Annotated in this window: 13 protein-coding genes; 1 reads left to right on the forward strand and 12 read right to left on the reverse strand. The window is 73.8% G+C overall.

What is annotated here, in order from left to right:
- The first annotated feature begins 13 nt into the window (after positions 1-13).
- On the forward strand, positions 14-406 hold the full coding sequence (locus GGQ55_RS04400; protein WP_179715295.1) for a pyridoxamine 5'-phosphate oxidase family protein: 393 nt from the start codon (positions 14-16) through the stop codon (positions 404-406).
- A 55-nt stretch (positions 407-461) separates the two neighbouring features.
- Here GGQ55_RS04400 and hpf read toward each other — a convergent pair whose 3' ends face one another.
- The 12 genes from hpf to GGQ55_RS04460 all read right to left on the reverse strand — a co-directional run bounded on the left by hpf (position 462) and on the right by GGQ55_RS04460 (position 14,652).
- Positions 462-1,142, reverse strand: a complete 681-nt coding sequence (hpf, locus tag GGQ55_RS04405) for a ribosome hibernation-promoting factor, HPF/YfiA family (RefSeq protein WP_179715296.1) — start codon at positions 1,140-1,142, stop codon at positions 462-464.
- A gap of 97 nt (positions 1,143-1,239) precedes the next feature.
- A complete protein-coding gene (locus GGQ55_RS04410) occupies positions 1,240-1,944 on the reverse strand; it encodes a ComF family protein (RefSeq protein ID WP_179715297.1) in 705 nt (234 codons plus the stop codon).
- 59 nt (positions 1,945-2,003) lie between these two features.
- Positions 2,004-3,713 carry an LpqB family beta-propeller domain-containing protein gene (locus GGQ55_RS04415; RefSeq protein WP_179715298.1) on the reverse strand — a complete coding sequence of 570 codons (1,710 nt, stop codon included), beginning with the start codon at positions 3,711-3,713 and terminating at the stop codon, positions 2,004-2,006.
- Positions 3,710-5,509: an MtrAB system histidine kinase MtrB gene (gene mtrB / locus GGQ55_RS04420; RefSeq protein ID WP_366488729.1), complete on the reverse strand. Its 1,800-nt coding sequence runs from the start codon at positions 5,507-5,509 to the stop codon at positions 3,710-3,712. Before mtrB ends, GGQ55_RS04415 begins: the two co-directional genes overlap by 4 nt.
- Before the next feature lie 4 nt (positions 5,510-5,513).
- Positions 5,514-6,230, reverse strand: coding sequence for an MtrAB system response regulator MtrA (mtrA, locus tag GGQ55_RS04425; protein WP_179715299.1), 717 nt, complete (start codon positions 6,228-6,230; stop codon positions 5,514-5,516).
- A gap of 83 nt (positions 6,231-6,313) precedes the next feature.
- A complete protein-coding gene (gene ahcY, locus GGQ55_RS04430) occupies positions 6,314-7,798 on the reverse strand; it encodes an adenosylhomocysteinase (RefSeq protein WP_179715300.1) in 1,485 nt (494 codons plus the stop codon).
- Positions 7,799-7,925: 127 nt separating this feature from the next.
- Positions 7,926-9,101, reverse strand: coding sequence for a mannose-6-phosphate isomerase, class I (gene manA / locus GGQ55_RS04435; RefSeq protein WP_179715301.1), 1,176 nt, complete (start codon positions 9,099-9,101; stop codon positions 7,926-7,928).
- A gap of 78 nt (positions 9,102-9,179) precedes the next feature.
- Positions 9,180-10,916, reverse strand: a complete 1,737-nt coding sequence (locus tag GGQ55_RS04440; protein ID WP_179715302.1) for a glycerol-3-phosphate dehydrogenase/oxidase — start codon at positions 10,914-10,916, stop codon at positions 9,180-9,182.
- Positions 10,917-10,962: 46 nt separating this feature from the next.
- Entirely contained in the window at positions 10,963-11,970 is a 1,008-nt protein-coding gene (locus GGQ55_RS04445) for a cation diffusion facilitator family transporter (protein ID WP_179715303.1), read from the reverse strand.
- Positions 11,967-13,109 carry an SIS domain-containing protein gene (locus GGQ55_RS27560; RefSeq protein WP_179715304.1) on the reverse strand — a complete coding sequence of 381 codons (1,143 nt, stop codon included), beginning with the start codon at positions 13,107-13,109 and terminating at the stop codon, positions 11,967-11,969. Before GGQ55_RS27560 ends, GGQ55_RS04445 begins: the two co-directional genes overlap by 4 nt.
- Positions 13,106-13,291 carry a Trm112 family protein gene (locus GGQ55_RS04455; RefSeq protein WP_246323762.1) on the reverse strand — a complete coding sequence of 62 codons (186 nt, stop codon included), beginning with the start codon at positions 13,289-13,291 and terminating at the stop codon, positions 13,106-13,108. The genes GGQ55_RS27560 and GGQ55_RS04455 overlap by 4 nt, the downstream gene beginning before the upstream one ends.
- Positions 13,288-14,652 (reverse strand): phosphomannomutase/phosphoglucomutase, encoded by a 1,365-nt coding sequence (locus GGQ55_RS04460; protein WP_179715305.1) that lies wholly within the window; start codon positions 14,650-14,652, stop codon positions 13,288-13,290. Before GGQ55_RS04460 ends, GGQ55_RS04455 begins: the two co-directional genes overlap by 4 nt.
- Positions 14,653-14,663 lie beyond the last annotated feature (11 nt).

Below are 14,663 nucleotides of genomic sequence, written 5' to 3' on the forward strand. Positions count from 1 at the left end.
TACGCTCCCCGCCGTGCCCGTCGACCTGCACCACCTCAGCCCCGGCCTGCTCACCTTCCTCACCGAGCGCCACCTGGCCACCCTCACCACGCTGCGGCCCGACGGCACGCCGCACGTCGTCCCGGTCGGCTTCACCTTCGACCCGGACACCGGCACGGCCCGGGTGATCACGTCGGGCACGTCGGTCAAGGCCCGGCACGTCCGCGGCGGTTCGGCGCGGGTCGCCGTCTGCCAGGTCGACGGACGGCGGTGGACCACCCTCGAGGGGACGGCGGTCGTGCGGGACGACGCCGCCGCCGTCCGGGACGCCGAGGACCGCTACGCGCGGCGGTACCGGCAGCCGCGGGAGAACCCGCTGCGCGTCGTCCTGGAGATCTCGGTCGACCGGATCCTCGGCAACCAGTGAACGAAGCGGAGGCCCAGCGCGCAGGTTTTCTGCGCGCTGGGCCTCCGTTGCCGGATCAGACGGTGGCCGGGGCGGCCTCGGGCGCGTGCTGGTGCGCTGCGCCGTTCTGCGGCACGTCGACCAGGCGGATGAGCCCGTAGTCGTAGGCGTGCCGGCGGTAGACGACGGTGGGCCGACCGGTGTCGGCGCACTGGAACATGAAGAAGTCGTGACCGACGAGCTCCATCTCGTGGAGCGCCTGGTCGACGGTCATGGGTGTGGCGGGATGCTGCTTCTCCCGCACGATGCGCCCGGGCAGGTGCTCGTCGAGGTCGGTCACGTGCGGACCCTCGGCGAGCTGCCGGTCGAGGTCGAGCGACTCGGTGGCGCCGAGGTCGGCGGCGGTGTTGCCGGCCAGCCGGACGCTGTCGGGGGTGCGGCGACCGTGGTGCACGCGGCGGCGGTCGGCCGCCTTGCGCAGCCGGGCGTCGAGCTTGCCCGCGGCCAGGTCGAGTGCGGAGTAGAAGTCGGGTGCGCAGGCCTCGGCGCGGACCACCGGGCCCTTGCCGCGGAGGGTGATCTCCACGCGCTGGCAGTTGTCGGACTGTCGGGGGTTCTTCTCGTGGAAGAGCTCCACGTCGATGCGCAAGATCTTGAGCTTGCCGTCGAAGCGGTCGAGCGGGGTGAGCTTGTCCCAGACGTGCTGTCGGAAATGCTCGGGGACTTCGACATTGCGGCCACGGACCACGATCTCCATGAGACCTCCCGTTGGGCGGGCTGTGATCGGTTTGACGCTAGTCCCTGACCGACGGTCACGACAGTCGATCAGTGGCTACCCGGCGTTCACCGAACGCTCAGGTTCCGCGGAGGTACGCGGGGTCACGCCGGGGCGTCGCCGCGACGACGGCCCCCAGCACCGGTGTGGCGTTCACCGTTCGTGTCCGCGCGAGCACGCCGGCGGCCTCGGTCAGGGTGGCGCCGCTGGTCACCACGTCGTCGACCAGCACGAGCAGCCCGCGGGACGGCGCCGCACCGGCCAGGACGAACGTGCCGGCCAGGTTCGCCCGCCGCTGCGCCGCCGACAGCCCGGCGGAATCGCGCACCCGGCCACGCCGGCGCAGCAGCCGCGCCTCCCCCGCCGCCACTCCCGCGGCGCGCAGCTCGGCGACGGCGCTCCGGGTCAGCTCGCGCACGTGGTCGCGGCCGCGGCTGCGCAGCCCGGCCGCCGACGGCGGCACCGGCACCAGCAGCACCGGCTCGGTGTGCGCCACCCCTGCCACCACCGATGCCGTGGCCAGAGCCAGCGCCGTCCCCAGCGTGCGGCCGAGCTCGGGCCGCCCGCGCTCCTTGAAGGCCAGGACGGCGGCGCGCACCGGCCCCTCGTAGGCACCGGCCGCCACGGTCGGCGGGAAGCCGATCGGGAAGCGCCGGGGCGCGGCCAGGTGCGGCCGGGTGAGCAGCCGGCCGCAGCGCCGGCAGAGGACCGCGCCGGGCACGCCGCAGCCGGCGCACGTGCGCGGCAGCACGAGGTCGGCCAGCGCGGCCCAGGCGGAGTCCACAGCGAGAAGGGTGACGCGGGTGCCCGGACTCCGGGCACCCGGCGGGACGAACTGTGGATCTACATCGGGAAGAACGGCTCGGTGCCCGGCAGCGGCTCCTGGCCGGCGATCAGCGTCACCCACGTGCCGGCGGAGAACTCCCAGATCGAGCCGGCGGCGCTGACCAGCGGCTGCCTGTCCGGTGCCGCGGCCACCGCGGTCGGCTCGTTGGGCAGACCGGCCGTCCCGACGTCCTGCGGGTTCCAGCCGTCGACGCCGACCGTGTACGGCACGGTCCTCGCCTGCCCCGGATCGCGGGCGAGCAGCAGCAGGCTGCTGCTGGTCCGCCACGCGACGTCCACGACCTGCGACAGCGACGGCGCGACCTGCCGCAGGTCGGGCAGCGAGACCCCGCCGTCCGGACTTCGGTTCACCGTGCCGACGTACAGCCGCGGGCCCTCCGGGCCGTCGATGACGACGGCCGCGCGGACGCCGTCCGGCGAGAGCTGCAGCACCGTCGCCCGGCCGAGCCCGCCCAGCGTGGGCGTGGCCACGGCCTGGGCCGGGCCGCCCGCGGGCACGCGCACGATCTCGTCGCCGCCGCGCACCACCCAGGTCTCGTCCCGGGTGGCCGCGACCGTGGGCACGCTGAGCGTGTCCCCGGCGAGCACAGGGGCGAGATCGCCGCCGTAGGCGCCCATGAGCAGCGTCGCGCCGCCCGCGGCGGCCGTCGTCCCGGCCATGGTCGTGAGCTGGCCGTCGGCGTTGGCCGACACCGCCGCGCTGGTCAGGCCGTAGGCGCCAGCGCCCGCCGGACCGGGGACCGGCTTGCCGTCGACGGTGTAGACCGCGCCGTTGAACACGTAGTGCCCGACGGCGTCGACCGCCGCGCCCTCCGGCGAGTACGACGCCCAGGTGTCGACGGTCTGCACCGACGGGATGCCGTCGATCGAGACCGGTTCGCCGTCGATGAGCACCTGGACGCTGCGCGCCCCGAACGGCTGCAGCGTCCAGACGACCTGCGCGCACAGCTCGCTGAGCTCCGGGGACGGGTTCGGCGACAGGCCGGTCAGGTCGACGGTGACGATCTGGGAGGACACCGTGATCGCCCGCCGCAGCTGCGCTCCCTCCAGCGGGTTCTTCACCCCGGCGGCGAGCGCGGCCGAGGCGCCGTCCAGCTCGCGGTTGATCAGGGCGGTCGGCTGCGAGTCGCCGGCGATCAGGTAGCGGGGATCGGGCACGAGCCGCTGGCCGGTGGGGTCGAGGAAGTAGGCGGGCAGCTGGTCGTAGAGCCGGGAGAAGTCGGGCAGCAGCATGACCAGCCCGTCGGGCGGATCGGCGATCCGCCACTCCTTGCCGACCTTCTCGAGGGTGTACTCGCGGCTGTAGTTCTCCTGGTCGGAGAGGCTGAAGATGCCGCGCGGGTCCACGTTGCCCACCCAGTCGGCGCTGACCCGGACCGCGCCGGCCTCCGTGGTCACCGCCGAGTAGCTCGGGCTGATGATCGTGATGCCGGTCTCGTCGGACCACGACTTCGCCGCCTGCGGGGTGAGGTACTCCCGGGCCACGGGGTGCTGACGGGTGGAGCTGGCCGCGGCGTCGATGAACCCGCGGACGACCTCCTCCGGCGTGGCGCCCTTCTCCGGCGACACCGGCTCGATCCCGACCGGCTCGTCGGAGCGGTTCGGGGCCTGCGTGATCACCACGTTCGGAGAGCTGGTCGGCACGGTCGAGCAGCCGACGAGCAGCGTGGCCAGCACCGCCAGCGCCGGGACCAGCCGCCGCCTCACGGCCGCGCCTCCGGTGCCGTCGGGCTCCCCGGCCGGCGCACGATCGTCGGCCGCAGCGGCAGCGGCGAGCTGGTCAGCTCACCGCCCGCGGTCAGCGGCAGGGTGAGCCGGAACTGCGCCCCGGCGCCCTGCTGGCCCCAGACCTGCAGCCAGCCGCCGTGCAGCCGGGCGTCTTCCAGGCTGATGGACAGGCCCAGCCCGCTGCCGCCGACGGTGCGCACCCGCGACGGATCGGCCCGCCAGAACCGGTCGAACACGTGCTGCGCCTCGGCCGGCGAGAGCCCGACGCCGAAGTCGCGCACGGTCACGGCGGCCGCGGTCGGGTTGGAGGCGAGCGTGATCTCCACCGGCTGGCCGGCGCCGTGCTCGATCGCGTTGCCGACGAGGTTGCGCAGGATCCGCTCCACCCGGCGGGCGTCGACGTCGGCGATGATCTCGCCGGCCGGCGCGCGGACCACCAGCCGCGTGTCGTGCATCTCGGCCAGCGGGGTCATCCCGTCGACCACCCGGCCGATCAGCGCGCCGAGGTCGGTGGCCTCGGCCTCCAGGACGGCGGCGCCGGCGTCGTACCGGCTGATCTCCAGCAGGTCGGTCAGCAGCCCCTCGAACCGGTCCAGCTCGGCGCGCAGCAGCTCGGCGGACCGCGACACCTGGGCGGAGAAGTCCCCGCGCGACTCGTACAGGACGTCGGCGGCCATCTGCACCGTGGTCAGCGGGGTGCGCAGCTCGTGGGAGACGTCGGAGGTGAACCGCTGCTGCAGCTGCGAGAGCCCCTCGAGCTGGGTGATCTGCCGCTGCAGGCTGTCGGCCATCGCGTTGAAGCTGGTCGCCAGCCGGGCGAGGTCGTCCTCGCCGCGGACGAGCATGCGCTCCTCGAGCTGGCCCTCGGCCAGCCGCTGCGCGGTGCCGGCGGCCCGCCGCACCGGGTCGACGACCAGCCGGGTGACCAGGACGCCGATGCCGACGACGATGAGCGTCAGGGCGGTGCCGCTGTAGATGACCGTGCTGCGGATCAGCGAGAGGCTCTCGGCTTCCTGGTCCAGCGGGAAGGCGTAGTAGAGCGCGATCCGCTCGGTGCTGCCGGCGTCGCCGGGCACGGCCAGGCCGATGAGCAGCGTCGGCTGCTCCGTGCCGGTCTCGTCGGGCACCATCGCGTACCGGTAGAACTGGCCGCCGGACTCGACCTCCGCGCGCAGGTCGTCGGGCACCGCCGGCCAGACCGAGCCCCGGCTGGTCCCGGTGCGCTCGGTGCCGCCGGTCCCGTAGACCATGACGACGTCGAAGTCGCCGGCCGCACCGGCGCGCGCCTTCAGCTGCTGCACGGTGCGGTTGAGCGTGGAGCGGACGCTGGCCGCGTCACCGGCCGCGATGCCGGCGACCTGCGTCTGCGCGTAGTCGACGCCGGCCTGCGCCTGGCCGATCGCGGCCTGCCGCTTCACCGACAGCAGCTGGTCGCGGATCTGGCTGAACAGCACGATGCTGACGATGATCACGACGGTGCCGGCGACGGCCATCGTGATCGCGCCGATGCGCACCTGCAGCGAGGAGCGCCAGGACCGCACCACGCGCGCCGACAGGCGCCGGACCAGATCGCTCGCGCGCCGACCGGTCTCCGCGGCCGAGCGGGAGGCCTCCCGCCCGATCCGGGGCAGCAGCGGCTCGGGCGGACCCTCGGGCTCGTCGGCCGCCGGCGCGATCGGGGCGATGCGTGGCCGCGCGGGCGCCTCCGGATCGGAGTCCAGCGTGCCGGTGGAGCTCTCGGCCGTCGTCGTCCGGCCGTCGTGCACAGAACTCACTCGATCACGGCGGGCCGGCCTTGTAGCCCACCCCACGCACGGTCAGCACGACCTCCGGCTTCTCCGGGTCGCGCTCGATCTTGGCTCGCAGCCGCTGCACGTGGACGTTAACGAGCCGGGTGTCCGCTGCGTGCCGGTAGCCCCACACCTGCTCGAGGAGCAGCTCGCGGGTGAACACCTGGCGCGGCTTGCGGGCCAGCGCGACCAGCAGGTCGAACTCCAGGGGGGTCAGCTGGATCGGCACGCCGTCGCGGGTGACCTGGTGGGCGGGGACGTCGATCTGCACGTCGCCGATGGCGAGGTTCTCGGCCTGGCCGGTCTCGCCGCGGCGCAGCTGGGCCCGCACGCGGGCGACCAGCTCGACCGGCTTGAACGGCTTGGTGACGTAGTCGTCGGCGCCGGCCTCCAGCCCCTGGACGACGTCGATCGTGTCGCCCTTGGCGGTCAGCATCACGATCGGCACGGTCGACTGCTGGCGGATGTCCTGGCAGATCTGCAGGCCGTTGCGGCCCGGCAGCATCAGGTCCAGCAGGACGATGTCGGGGCGCGTCTGCTGGAAGACGCCGACCGCCCGGTTGCCGTCGGAGACGAAGGCCGGTTCGTAGCCCTCGCGACGGAGGACGATCCCGAGCATCTCGGCCAGGGCAGCGTCGTCGTCGACGACCAGGACACGGCCTCGGCTCGGCCCGTTCTGCGGAGCGGTGGGGGGCACGGCGCCCATTCTGCGCTGTCGAGCGCGAAAGACGACGCCACCCGGCCGGAGACACCCGGCCGGGTGGCGTCATCTACCCCTGAAGGGGCTGATCAGTATCGATAGTGGTCGCTCTTGTAGGGGCCCTCGATCGGGACACCGAGGTAGTCGGCCTGCACCTTGGTCAGCTCGGTGAGCTTCACGCCGAGGGCGTCCAGGTGCAGCCGGGCGACGTGCTCGTCGAGCTTCTTGGGCAGCACGGTCACGCCGGGGGTCCTGCCCTCGTACTGCGCGCGGTTGGTCCACAGCTCGATCTGCGCCAGCGTCTGGTTGGAGAACGAGGCGCTCATCACGAAGCTGGGGTGCCCGGTGGCGTTGCCGAGGTTCAGCAGCCGGCCCTCGGAGAGCACGATGATCGTGTGGCCGTCGGCGAAGCGCCACTCGTCGACCTGCGGCTTGATGTTGGTCTTCTCGATGCCGGGCGTGCGGGCCAGGCCGGCCATGTCGATCTCGTTGTCGAAGTGGCCGATGTTGCCCACGATCGCCTGGTGCTTGGTCCGGGCCAGCTGCTCGGCGGTGATGATGTCCTTGTTGCCGGTGGCCGTGATGATGATGTCGGCCTTGCCGATCACCTCGTCGAGGGTGGTCACCTCGAAGCCGTGCATGGCGGCCTGCAGCGCGTTGATCGGGTCGATCTCGGTGATGATCACCCGGGCGCCCTGGCCGCGCAGCGACTCGGCGCAGCCCTTGCCGACGTCGCCGTAGCCGCAGACGACGGCGACCTTGCCGCCGATCATCACGTCGGTGGCCCGGTTGATGCCGTCGATGAGCGAGTGCCGGCAGCCGTAGAGGTTGTCGAACTTGCTCTTGGTCACCGAGTCGTTGACGTTGATGGCCGGGAACAGCAGCCGGCCGTCGCGGGCGAGCTCGTAGAGCCGCAGCACGCCGGTGGTGGTCTCCTCGGTGACGCCCTTGATGCCCTGCCCGATGCGGGTCCAGCGCTGCGGGTCCTCGGCCAGGCTCTCGCGCAGCGCGGCCAGGATCACGCCGTACTCCTCGGAGTCGGCCTCGGTGGTGTCCGGGACGACGCCGTCGGCCTCGAACCGGGTGCCGAGGTGGACCAGCAGCGTGGCGTCGCCGCCGTCGTCCAGGAGCATGTTCGGGCCGACGACGGTCCCGGACTCGTCGCGGAACTCGAACAGGCGCTGGGTGCACCACCAGTAGTCCTCCAGCGTCTCGCCCTTCCAGGCGAACACCGGGACGCCAGCGGGCCGCTCCGGGGTGCCGTCGCCGACGACGATCGCCGCGGCGGCGTGGTCCTGGGTGGAGAAGATGTTGCAGCTGACCCAGCGCACGTCGGCCCCGAGCGCCTTCAGCGTCTCGATGAGGACGGCGGTCTGGATGGTCATGTGCAGCGAGCCGGCGATGCGGGCGCCGGCCAGCGGCTGCTCCTCGCCGAACTCCTCGCGCAGGGCCATGAGGCCGGGCATCTCGTGCTCGGCGAGGCGGATCTCCTTGCGGCCGAACGCGGCCAGGGAGAGGTCGGCGACCTTGAAGTCACCGTCGGTCAGTACACGTGTGCCAGTGCTGGCGGTCATGTCGCTCCAGGGATCGACCCGGCCCACCGCGGACCGGGTTCGAGGGTTCGCGTCAAGGGAGAGCGAGCATGCCGAGGCTTCGGCGGGGCTCGTGCCGTCCCCGAGGATAACCCGCAGAGGGGGCTGATCAGGAGAGCGCGGTGGTCGCCCGGTAGAGGACGGCGGGGCCCGAGGCGGTGACCGGGGCGCCGGCCGGCACGAAGGCGGCCCGGCCCTGCTCGAGCACGAGCTCGCCGTCGGCCGAGGCCAGGACCGCCCTGCCCTCGAAGCAGAGGACGACCTGCGGCCCCCGGGTGGTGAGCACGCCGGCGCCGTCGTCGAGCTGCACCCGGGTGAGGTCGAAGTCGTCGACCGGCACCGGGTAGCGCAGCCCGCCGGGCCCGAGGACCGGGTGCAGGACCGGGATCCGGCCGTCGGAGAAGTCGAGCACCTCGATGAGCGCGGCCAGGTCGACGTGCTTGGTCGTCAGGCCGCCCCGCAGCACGTTGTCCGAGCTCGCCATGACCTCGATGCCGGCGCCGGACAGGTAGGCGTGCAGGTTGCCGGCGGGCAGGAACACCGCCTCGCCGGGGGCGAGCTTGAGGTGGTTGCACATCAGCGAGATGACGACGCCGGGGTCGGCCGGGTGCGACTGCGCCAGCGTGGCCGCCCACCGGTAGGTGTTGATGAACTCCGGGTCGTGCGCGGCGACGAACTCCGCCGCCCTGGCCGCGACCGCGTCCACGAGCGAGCCGCGCCGCTTCTCCGACAGCGCCAGCAGCTGTGGGATCGCCGCGCGCAGCCCGCCGCGGGCCAGCGCGGCGATCGTCGGCTTGAGCTCCGGGAGCTGCAGCTTGGCCAGGCAGTGCAGCGACTCCTCGACCGGGCGGAACCCGCACAGGGCCTCGAAGGTCGTCAGCGCCAGCAGCAGCTCGGGCTTGTGGTACGGGTCCTTGAACGTGCGGGTGGGGTCGTCCTTCGGGACCCCGGCCGCCTCCTCGGCGGCGAAGCCGGCCTCGGCCTGCTCGGTCGTCGGGTGCGCCTGCAGCGAGAGGTTGCCCTCGGCGGCGAGCACCTTCATGAGGAAGGGCAGGCGCGGGCCGAAGCGCCCGATGACCGCCTCGCCGAGCAGCCGCTGCGGGTCGGCGGCGATCGCGACGTCCAGTCCGCGCCCGTCGGGCAGCCGGCTGGGGTTGTCGGGGTGGGCCCCCATCCAGAGCTCGGCCTGCGGGTGCTCCGAGGGCACCGGCTCACCGAGGAGTTCCGGGATGACGGTGCGGCTACCCCAGGGGTAGTCGCGCACCGTGCTGGTCAGAGGCCACATCAGGGCCGAGACTACTGGCGAGGGCTGCACATCCCTTGCATCGTCACGCTTCTGCTCCGACCCCATCCCCCCATGGGGTCAGACTGCAGCCGCGCGCACGTCGGGAGCGCCCAGACGGGCCGCATCCGCGGTCCGGTCGTCGGGCATCCGCTGCGACTCGCGCTCGGCAGCCACCCGCGCTCGGTAGTGCTCGACCTCGCGCTCGCGCCGCTCGTCGTCCCAGCCGAGGGGGCCGGCCATGAGCCGGGCCACCTCGGGGACGGACTCCACACCCCGGTGCACGGTCTCGATCGACACCCGGGTGCGCCGGGTGAGGACGTCGTCGACGTGCCGGGCGCCCTCGGCCGTCACCGCGTGCACCACCTCGGCGGCGAGGTAGTCCGGAGCGCCTTCCAGCGGGCGGGCGAGCAGCGGGTCCTGCCCGGCGAGGGCGAGGACGTCGCCGATCCGGTCGCCGTGGCGGTGCAGCAGCCGCTCGACGGCGTCCTCGGTCAGCCCGTGGGCCTCCGCCAGGCGCGGGCCGGCGTCGCGGACGTCGGCCCAGCGGTGGGCGCCGACCAGCGGCAGGTGCGCGGTGCGGGAGTCGGGCACGCCGGGCAGCCCGGCGACCGCGGCGTCGACCGCGTCGGAGCCCATGACCCGGTAGGTCGTGTACTTGCCGCCGGCGACCAGCACCAGCCCCGGCACGGGCGTCACGACGGCGTGCTCGCGCGACAGCCGGCTGGTCTGGTCGGCCTCGCCGGCCAGCAGCGGGCGCAGGCCGGCGTACACGCCGACGATGTCGGCCGCCGTCACCGGCGTGGTCAGCACCTGGTTGAGCTGACCGAGCAGGTAGTCGATGTCGGCGCTGCTCGCGGCGGGGTGCGCGCGGTCCAGCCGCCAGGGGGTGTCGGTGGTGCCGACGATCCAGTGGCCGCCCCACGGGATGACGAACAGCACGCTGGTCGGCGTCCGCAGGATGAGCCCGGTCGGCGCGATCTCGTTGCCGGGGATCGCCGAGCGCGGCAGCACGAGGTGCACGCCCTTCGAGGCGCGCACCCGCAGGCTGGGCGCCTCCACCCCGAGCATGGCGCCGACGTCGTCGCTCCAGACCCCGGTCGCGGCGATCACGCTGCGAGCCCGGACGGTGAAGGAGGAGCCGTCGGTCAGGTCGGCCACGCGGACGCCGACCACGGGCGCCTGTGCGCCGCCGCCCTCGCGCAGCAGGCCGGTGACCCGCGCGCTGGACAGCACCCGCGCGCCGTACCCCGCCGCCGTCCGGACGACGGCGAGGGTGTGCCGGGCGTCGTCCACCTGGGCGTCCCAGTAGCGGATCGCGCCGTGGACGGCGTCGCCGCGCAGCGCCGGGAACGCCTCCAGCGTGGCCCGGCGGGACAGGTGCCGGTGGGTCGGGATCCCGCGGTCGGCGGCGAGCGCGGCGCCCAGCACGTCGTAGAGCGCCACCCCGGCGCCGTAGTAGGCGCGCTGCCAGACCGGCGCGGTCAGCGGCAGCAGGAACGGCAGGGGGGTCACCAGGTGCGGCGCGATCGTCTGCACCAGCCGGGCGCGCTCGTGCAGCGCCTCGTGCACCAGCGGGAAGGCGAACTGCTCGAGGTAGCGCAGGCCGCCGTGGATGAGCTTGCTGGAGCGGCTCGACGTCCCGGCGGCCCAGTCGCGGGCCTCGAGCAGCGCGACCGACAGCCCGCGGCTGGCGGCGTCCAGCGCCGCCCCGGCGCCGGTCACCCCGCCCCCGATGACGACGACGTCGACCACCTCGTCGGGCAGGCGGGCGCGATCCGCCCGCCGCCGCTGCGGCGAGAGCTCGGTCCGACTCACGTCCTCGACTGTCCCCCGCACCGGCCGCAGTGTGCTGTGAGGCCGGTCACTCCGGGACGGCAGAGGGCTCTCCGGGCTGCGGCTCGGCGCCGGGCCGGCGGATGTCGGGCTCCAGGTAGATGACCCGGGCCTCGGGGACGGCCGCGCGGATCCGCGCCTCGGCCTCGTCGATCGCGTGCGCGATGCTCACGGCCGTCTCGTCGTGGCGGACGGCGATCTTGGCGCCGACGAGCAGCTCCTCGGGCCCGAGGTGCTGGGTGCGCATGTGGATGACCGACAGCGTGTGGTCGCCGCCTTCCAGCGCGTCCACGATGCTGCGCTGCACGTGCGGTGCGGCCGCCTCGCCGAGCAGCAGGCTCTTGGTCTCCACCCCGAGGATCGCCGCCACGGCGACGAGCAGGAGGCCGATCAGGATCGTGCCCAGCGCGTCGAAGACCGGCTCACCGGTCAGCGCGGAGAGCCCCACACCCAGCAGCGCGAAGAACAGGCCGGTCTCGGCCGCGGTGTCCTCCAGCAGGACGACGGGCAGCTCCGGGGCCCGGGCGTGCCGGATGAACTGCCAGTAGCTCTCCCCCGGCCGCCGGATCTCGTTGGTCTCCTTGAGAGCCGTGCGCAGCGAGAAGCCCTCGAGCACGATCGCGATGACGAGCACGCCGATCGCCCAGATCGGCGATTCCAGCTGCTCGGGGTGCTGCAGCTTGTGCACGCCCTCGTAGATCGCGAACAGGCCACCGACGCTGAACAGCACGATCGCGACGAGGAAGCCGTAGACGAAACGGTCGCGGCCGAAGCCGAACGGGTGCTCGGGCGTGGCCGCGCGCTGGGCGCGCTTGCCGCCGACGAGCAGCAGCACCTGGTTGCCGGAGTCGGCCACCGAGTGGATGCCCTCGGCGAGCATCGAAGAGGCTCCGGTGACGAAGAAGGCGACGAACTTGGCGACTGCGATGCCGAGGTTGGCCAGCAGGGCCGCGATGATCGCCACGGTGCCGCCGCCGTGCCCGCCGCCCCCGCCGTGGGTGTCGGCCGTCGCGGCGGGCGCCGATTCGGTGGTCATCCGTGGTGTGCCCTCTCGGAGTCGAGTGCCAGCGCCAGGTAGACGGCGCTGAAGTCGGCGACGGCCAGCTGGCGGGCCAGTCGCGGGAGCCGGGGGTAGCGCTCGGGCTCGCCGTGCTCGGCCAGCGCGCTGACCGGGACGTTGTGCGCCGTGGCGGTGCGCAGCACCTCGCTCATCGCCTCGGCGGCCGAGCGCGGTTCGCGTTCCGCGGCGTCGGCCGCGCCGGCGTCGGTGTCGCGGATGGTGAGCAGCCGCAGCCGCCGGCCGGTGTCCTCGGCCCGGTCGCGGAAGAAGTCGTCCGCCCCGTCGGAGGCGGTCAGCGGACCGCCGAGGACGGCCTCGGCGGCCACCCGCTGGTCGGGCAGCCGGAAGCTCGCCACGGGCAGCCCGGCGAGCGTGGCCAGCTGGTCGGCGATCCGGGTCGCGGCGGCCCCCGCGAGCGGGCCCTCGGCGGCGATGACCGGCAGCGCGTCGAGCAGCTCGAGCGCCAGCGTCTTCGCCGGGTTCACGAAGGACTCCTGGGCCGGGCCGCACTCACCGGCCACCTCGTCGAGCGCCGCCGCGACGGCCTCGCAGTCGGCGGTCGACTCGGCCAGCAGCCCGAGGTCGACGGCCAGCCGCAGCAGCGGGGTGAGCATCGACCACAGCGTGGTGTGCCGGACCCGCGAGGAGGGCAGGGCGACGTAGGGCGCCCGGGCGCTCGAGCAGGCGGCGTGCAGCGGCGCACCCTCGGCGCCGATGCCCAGCAGGGCCACACCGCGGCGGGCGGCGTCGTAGGCGGGCCCGACGGCGTACCGCCCGGCACCGGTCCGGGTCGCGACGACGGCGATGTCGGTCGGGCCGGTCCACACCGGCAGCACCGGTCCCGGGACGACGTCCACCGTGACCGGGCTGCTCGGTCCCAGAAGCGCGCGCAGCACCGAGGCGGCGACCGCGCCCTCGCGGCGGGCGACGATCACCAGCCCGCGCGGCCGGCCGCCGGCGGTGACCCGTTCCAGGCCGGCCTCCTCGGTCAGCCGCGAGGTCTCGCGCACCTGGGCGCCGGCACCGGCGACCGCGGGGAGCAGTCCGCGGGGATCGCGGGCGCGGAGCAGGTCGAGGTCGTCGAGGACCTCCTCGGCGAGCTCCGGCGACGTCATCTCTGCCGGGCCTCGTCCAGCAGTAGCACGGGGATGCCGTCGCGCACCGGGAACGCGCGCGAGCAGGTCGGGCACACGAGCTCGCCGGCCGGCTCGTCGACCTCCAGCCGGGTGTGGTGGGTGTCGGGGCAGGCGAGGATCTCGAGCAGGACGGGGTCGAGGCCCAGAGGTCCAGTGGTCATGCGCGCACCATCTCCAAGACTCGGTCCCGCAGCTCCGCCATGCGGGCGGCGTCGGGTGCCTCCACGTTGAGCCGCAGCAGCGGCTCGGTGTTGCTGGCCCGCAGGTTGAACCAGGACCCGTCGGGCAGCGTGACGGTGAGCCCGTCGAGCTCGTCGACGGTGACGCCGTCGGTCTCCTCGTAGGCCTTGCGGACGGCGGCCGTGCGCTCCGCGGCGTCGGCCACCGTCGAGTTGATCTCGCCGGAGGCGGCGTAGCGGGAGTACGCCCCGGCCAGCTCCGACAGCGGCCGGGACTGCTCGCCGAGCGCGGCCAGCACGTGCATCGCCGCGAGCATGCCGGTGTCGGCGCGCCAGAAGTCGCGGAAGTAGTAGTGCGCCGAGTGCTCGCCCCCGAAGACGGCGTCGGTGCGGGCCATCTCGGCCTTGATGAAGGAGTGCCCGACCCGCGTGCGGACCGGCTCGCCGCCGTGCTCGCGCACGATCTCCGGCACCGCCCGCGAGGTGATCAGGTTGTGGATGATCGTCGTCCCGCGGCCCTTGGCCAGCTCCCGGACGGCGACCAGCGCGGTGATCGCCGACGGCGGGACCGCCTCGCCGCGCTCGTCGACGACGAAGACGCGGTCGGCGTCGCCGTCGAAGGCCAGCCCGAGGTCGGCCCCGTGCTCGCGGACCGCCGCCTGCAGGTCGACCAGGTTGGCCGGGTCGAGCGGGTTGGCCTCGTGGTTGGGGAAGGAGCCGTCGAGCTCGAAGTACAGCGGGACGACGGTGAGCGGCAGCCCGTCGAGGACGACGGGGACCGTGTGCCCGCCCATGCCGTTGCCGGCGTCGACGACCACCCGGAGCGGGCGGATCGACGAGAGGTCGACCAGCGAGCGGAGGTGGGCGGCGTACTCGGGCAGCAGGTCGCGGGAGGTGACCTCGCCGACCCGTTCGGGCTCGCGGTCGTAGGAGTCGCGCTCGGCCAGCTCGCGGATCTGCACCAGACCGGACTCCTGACCGATCGGCGCCGCGCCGGCCCGGCACAGCTTGATGCCGTTGTACTGGGCGGGGTTGTGGCTGGCGGTGAACATCGCGCCGGGCACGTCGAGGGAGCCGGCGGCGAAGTACAGCAGATCGGTCGAGCCGAGCCCGGCCTCGATCACGTCGACGCCGCGGCTGATCACGCCCTCGGCGAAGGCCCGGGACAGGGGCACCGACGACTCGCGCATGTCGTGCGCGGTGACGATGGTGCTCGCGCCGCTCTCGGCGGAGACGAACTCGGCGAAGGCGGCCCCGAGCGCGCGGGCGACGTCCTCGTCCCACTGGTCGGGCACGACCCCGCGGACGTCGTAGGCCTTGACGATCGAGGAGAGGTCCGGCACAGCCGAAACCC

It is taken from the genome of Petropleomorpha daqingensis, assembly GCF_013408985.1.
Taxonomy (GTDB): Bacteria; Actinomycetota; Actinomycetes; order Mycobacteriales; family Geodermatophilaceae; genus Petropleomorpha; species Petropleomorpha daqingensis.